5 protein-coding genes are annotated in these 5,749 nt (G+C 62.2%); all 5 read left to right on the top strand.

Features of this window, described 5'->3' with window-relative positions:
• On the top strand, positions 1–1,335 hold a 1,335-nt coding region (locus VFE81_RS18525; RefSeq protein WP_325045985.1), incomplete at its 5' end, for a polysaccharide biosynthesis tyrosine autokinase.
• 80 nt (positions 1,336–1,415) lie between these two features.
• Positions 1,416–2,534 (top strand): GDP-mannose 4,6-dehydratase, encoded by a 1,119-nt coding sequence (gene gmd / locus VFE81_RS18520; RefSeq protein ID WP_325045984.1) that lies wholly within the window; start codon positions 1,416–1,418, stop codon positions 2,532–2,534.
• A gap of 5 nt (positions 2,535–2,539) precedes the next feature.
• Complete coding sequence (locus tag VFE81_RS18515) at positions 2,540–3,499, top strand: GDP-L-fucose synthase (RefSeq protein WP_325045983.1); 960 nt, start codon at positions 2,540–2,542, stop codon at positions 3,497–3,499.
• A 114-nt stretch (positions 3,500–3,613) separates the two neighbouring features.
• Positions 3,614–4,756, top strand: coding sequence for a glycosyltransferase family 4 protein (locus tag VFE81_RS18510; RefSeq protein WP_325045982.1), 1,143 nt, complete (start codon positions 3,614–3,616; stop codon positions 4,754–4,756).
• A gap of 54 nt (positions 4,757–4,810) precedes the next feature.
• A partial coding sequence (locus VFE81_RS18505; RefSeq protein ID WP_325045981.1) for a glycosyltransferase WbuB occupies positions 4,811–5,749 on the top strand: 939 nt, incomplete at its 3' end.

The following is a 5,749-nucleotide window of genomic DNA, read 5'->3' as shown; positions in this document are numbered from 1 at the left end:
CAGCAACTGCCCGGTTTGCGCAAGGAACTCGACGACGCGGAGCAACGCTATAACAAATTCCGTAATACGCACGGTACGGTCGATCTCGGTGAAGAAAGCCGTTTGCTGCTCCAGCAGGTCGTCGACAACAAGACCAAGCTGCTCGATCTGCAGCAGCAACGCGCGGAGATGTCGCAGCGTTTCACGGCGAATCACCCGGCGGTCGCTGCCATCGATGCACAGATCGCGGCATTGCAAGGCGCGGCGGCCAGCATGAATCGCAGCGTCGCCGTGATGCCGGATACCGAGCAGACCGCGTTGCGTCTGCTGCGCGACGTGCACGTCGATACGGAGCTCTATACCAATCTGCTGAATAGCGCGCAGCAACTCCGGGTGGCGAAAGCCGGCCAGGTGGGCAACGTGCGGGTGGTGGACTTCGCCGAAACGCCTGACGAACCGGTGCGTCCGAAGCGCGTGCTGGCGATCCTGATCGCGCTCGGCGGCGGCTTGCTGATCGGCATCATGCTGACCTTCTTCAGGCGCGCGATGTACGGCGGGGTGGAACGTCCGGACGAACTCGAAGCGGTGCTCGGCGTACCGGTGTTCGCGATCGTGCCGCGCAGCCAGATGCAACTGCGTTTGCAGGAAAACGTCATGCTGCGCCGTCGCGGGCTTCACGTGCTCGCGCAGCAGGCGCCGGAAGACATCGCCGTGGAGGGCGTGCGCAATCTGCGGACCTCGCTGCAACTATCGCTCGATCACGCCGAGAACAACGTCGTCATGATCACGGGTTCGCGGCCCGACTCCGGCAAGTCGTTCCTGTCGGTGAATCTGGCGGCGCTGGTGGCGTCGGCGAATAAGCGGGTACTGATTATCGACGGCGACATGCGGCGCGGCGACGTGCATTCGCATTTCGGCATTGGCCATCAGCCGGGGCTCTCCGACGTGCTGAGCGGCGGCGATCTCACGGCGATGATCCAGCGCGATGTGCTGCCCGGACTCGACGTGCTTGCCAAGGGCACGCTGCCCTCGCATCCGTCCGAATTGCTGATGAGCAAGCGCTTCGAAACGATGCTCGACGAACTGAAATCGCACTACGACATCGTGATCGTCGACACACCGCCGGTGCTCGCCGTCACCGATTCGACGGTGATCGGCAAGTACGCCGCCACGACGCTGCTGGTGGTGCGCCACGGCCGCCATCCGCTGAACGAGATCGCCGAGACGGCCAAGCGGCTGCTTAACGGCGGCGTATCGCTCAGAGGTGTGCTGCTTACCGATGTGCCGCAGGAAGGCGCCTTCCTCGGTTCGGGCTATCAAGGCGGTTATTACGGATACGACAGCATCGCGGGTTGAGGTGGCGGCTCCATGACGGGGCCGATCACCTGATCGTGCTGTTGCGCTGGCATTGAAGATTAACGAAGGGGGAGAGTTCCATGAAACGCAAGGTCGCGCTGATCACCGGCATCACTGGACAGGACGGGTCGTATCTTGCCGAGCTGCTGCTCGCCAAGGATTACGACGTACATGGCATCAAACGCAGGTCATCGCTGTTCAATACAGACCGGATCGATCATCTCTATCGTGACCCACACGACCCGGATCAGCGACTCTTTCTGCATCACGCCGACCTGACCGACTCGACCAGCATTTTGCGCGTGATCCAGCGTGTGGAGCCTGACGAGATCTACAACCTTGCGGCACAGAGCCACGTGGCGGTTTCGTTCGAGGAACCGGAATACACGGCCAACGCGGACGGGCTCGGCGCGCTGCGGATTCTCGAAGCGATCCGGATTCTTGGGCTTCAGCACAAGACGCGTTTCTATCAGGCCTCGACCTCGGAGCTGTACGGCCTTGTGCAACAGACTCCGCAGTCGGAAACCACGCCCTTCTATCCGCGCAGCCCGTACGCGGTCGCCAAGCTGTTTGCGTACTGGACCACGGTCAATTATCGCGAAGCCTACGGGCTCTATGCCTGCAACGGGATTCTGTTCAATCACGAATCGCCGGTGCGCGGCGAGACCTTCGTGACGCGCAAGATCACGCGCGCCATGGCGCGCATTGCCGTGGGCATGCAGAAAATACTCTATCTCGGCAATCTGTCGGCGCTGCGCGACTGGGGCCATGCGCGCGACTACGTGGAGATGCAATGGCGCATGCTGCAACAGGAGCAACCGGAGGATTACGTCATCGCCACCGGCGTGCAGTACAGCGTGCGTGATTTCGTTCGGCATGCCGCGGCCGAACTGGGTGTCACCGTGCGTTTCGAAGGCACCGGCGTGGAAGAAATCGGCGTCGTCGAAAAGGTGGAAGGGCGCGAGGTCAAGATGTCGCCCGGCGATGTGATCGTGCGTGTCGATCCGCGCTATTTCCGGCCTGCCGAAGTCGAGACGCTGCTGGGCGATCCGTCGAAAGCCCATGCCAGGCTCGGCTGGCGGCCGACCACACCGTTCAGCGCGCTCGTCAAGGAAATGGTGCGGGCGGACTATCAGATTGCACGACGTGACGCGCTTGTCACGCTGGCCGGTTTCACGGCGTTGGAACATCACGAGTAACGGCGATGAACAAACAAGCACGCATCTTCGTCGCGGGCCACCGTGGCATGGTGGGCTCCGCACTGGTCCGGCGGCTGAATGCCGAGGGTTACCACAATGTCGTCACGCGTTCGAGGGCGGAGGTCGACCTGATGGATCAGGCCGCCGTGAACGGCTTCTTCGAGCGGGAAAAGATCGACGTGGTGCTGCTCGCGGCCGCGCGCGTGGGCGGCATTCTCGCCAATGCGTCGCAGCCGGGTGAGTTCATCTACGAAAACCTGATGATCGAAACCAACGTGATTCATGCCGCGTATCGCGCGCAGGTCGAGCGGCTGGTGTTCTTCGGTTCGTCGTGCATTTATCCGAAGCAGTGTCCGCAGCCGATCCGCGAGGAGTATCTGCTGACCTCGCCGCTCGAGTCGACCAACGACGCCTATGCGATTGCGAAGATCGCCGGTCTCAAGCTGTGCGAGGCGTACAACCGTGAGTACAACACGCAGTACGTCTCCTTGATGCCGACCAATCTGTACGGCCCTAACGACAACTACGACCTGAACAGCAGCCACGTTTTGCCGGCGCTGCTGCGCAAGGCACACGAAGCGAAGGTGAACGGCGCCGCGAACTTGACGGTGTGGGGATCGGGCACGCCACGCCGCGAGTTTCTGCATGTCGACGATCTCGCCGCGGCGACGCTGTTCGTGCTCGAGCACAACGTGACAGAAGGTCTGTTCAACGTCGGGATCGGCGAGGATCTGTCGATTCGCGAGCTGGCCGAATGCATCTGCAAGGTCGTCGGTTTCGCGGGTGAGCTCGTATTCGACGCGTCCAAACCCGACGGCACGCCGCGCAAGCTACTCGACGTATCGCGACTCGCGCAAATGGGTTGGCACGCGACCATTGGCCTCGAGGAAGGCATTGCCTCCACGTATCGGGAATTCGTTGAATTACACGCCGGCTCGACCTCCGTCGCCGCCCTGCATGCATAGGTGCGCACTGAAGGGCCGTTGAGCGCGGTTCTGGAATTGAGAGAATGCGTGGGGCGTTTCGCGCGAGCGGCGTGTAACGCACACAGGGACGATTTTTCGAGGAGTGGCATAAAAATGACCGCGTCAGTCACGATCTTCCACAACGTCGTATGGTCGCGTCACAAGGGTGTCGTGTTCTCCGCCTTGCATAAGATTTCGTCGTCCGGCGCGATTCGCTACTCGATGGTGCAGATTGCGGATACCGAGCACGACCGTGTCGGCTTTTCGGATGTCGACTATTCGTACCATCGCTATCCGATGCAGAAGCTGTTCGACGGTTGCTACGAAGATGTGCCGACGATGAAGATGATCGCGCGACTCACGTGGGAGGTGTTGCGGACCAAGTCGGATCTGATCGTTCTGCCGGGCTACCACCGTCCGGAATACTGGGCGATGCTGGCGGCGTGCATCGTGACCGGCAAGCGGCGCGCGGTGTTCTGCGACTCGACCGCGCGCGACCGGCCCAAGAAGCTGCTGACATCGATTCCGAAGCGCGTGTTCTTCTCGTTCTGCGATGGCTATTTTGGTTTCGGCGAGCGCAGCCGGGAGTATCTGCTTTCACTTGGCGCCAAGCGCGACAAAATTTTCGTGCCATGCCAGGCCGCGGCAATGCCTGGATCGTTTTCGCCGGAGCGCGCGCTGGTCGAGCGGGTCGCGGCGCGCGCCGGCAGTCCGCCGGTATTTCTGTACGTGGGCCGTCTCTCTGAAGAAAAGGGCATCGGCACGTTGATCGAGGCGTTCGCCGGCTTGCGGCGCCGTATTCCGGCGGCGAAGTTGCGTATTGTCGGCACAGGGCCGATGACGGACACGCTGCACGCGAAGGTCGCTGAACTCGAACTGGGCGACGCGGTGACTTTCGCCGGCAGTTTGCAGGACGAACCGCTCACCCAGGAATACTACGGCGCGACCTGCATGGTGTTGCCGAGCTATAGCGAGCCGTGGGGACTCGTCGTCAATGAGGCGCTCGCGCACGGTTGCCCCGCGGTGGTCAGCGAAAGTTGCGGCTGTGTGCCGGAGCTGGTGATCGACGGCGTGAGCGGCTATGCATTCACGGCCGGCGATGTCGCCGGATTGCAGCGCACGATGCTCAAGGCGATGGAGGCTTTCGCCGACGCCGGCGGCACGGCGCACCGTTGCATGGATGTGATTCGTCGTTTCGATCCGCCTTCTGCCGCCGCCAATATCGCTCGTGGCTGCGCGCTGATGCTGAGCGACTGACGCGCCTCACGGCCCGTCGCGCCTGCGAAGCTCTAACACGTTCCGGTAGTCACAATGAAGATCCTGATCTACGGTCTCAACTACGCACCTGAACTGACGGGGGTGGGTAAGTACACGGCGGAAATGGCTGCGCTGCTGGCCAGCCGCGGCCACGAGGTTCGCGTGGTGTGCGCGCCGCCTTATTACCCCGAGTGGCGCGTTGCTACGGGCTATGTGTCATGGCGATATCAGCGCGAGACGCGCGACGGTGTGACGATCTGGCGTGCACCGCTATGGGTGCCGGCGCGTCCGAGCGGCCTGAAGCGGATGCTGCATCTTGCGAGCTTCGCGGTGAGCTCGTTGCCGCTGCTCGCCCGGCAGGTGTTATGGCGCCCCGATGCCGCGATGCTGATCGCGCCGACCCTGATGTGCGCGCCTGCCGCGCTGACGCTCGCGCGTGTCGCGCGCGCGCAAGCCTGGCTGCATATTCAGGACTTCGAAGTCGATGCGGCTTTCGATCTGGGTCTTCTGAAAAGCTCGCGCGCAGCCAGCGTGGCACGCTGGATCGAAAGCACGCTGCTGCGGCGCTTCGATACCGTGTCGTCGATTACGCCGCAGATGGGTTCGCGCACGGTAGTCAAGGGTGTCGAGCCTTCGCGGGTCGTGTGTCTGCCCAATTGGGTGGATGTGTCGACCATCTTTCCGCTGACGCGCGCGAGCGACTACCGGCGTCTCCTAGGCATTCCGGTTGACCAGAAGGTGGTGCTTTACTCGGGCAACATGGGCGCGAAACAGGGCATCGAAACGCTCGCGGATGCGGCGGCATCGCTTGTCGCACGTGCCGATATCACCTTCGTTTTCTGCGGCAGTGGCGCCGCGAAAGAGAGTTTGTTCGCGCGCTGCGCGGGATTGACGAACTGCGTTTTCATTCCGCTGCAACCCGTAGAACGCCTGAACGAGCTGCTCAATCTTGCTGACATTCATGTTCTGCCGCAACGTGGCGATGCTGCCGAT

It is taken from the genome of Paraburkholderia sp. (genome assembly GCF_035656215.1).
Classification (GTDB): Bacteria; Pseudomonadota; Gammaproteobacteria; order Burkholderiales; family Burkholderiaceae; genus Paraburkholderia.
Note: the sequence above shows the minus strand (reverse complement) of the source record. Positions and strands in the feature narration are given on the sequence as shown.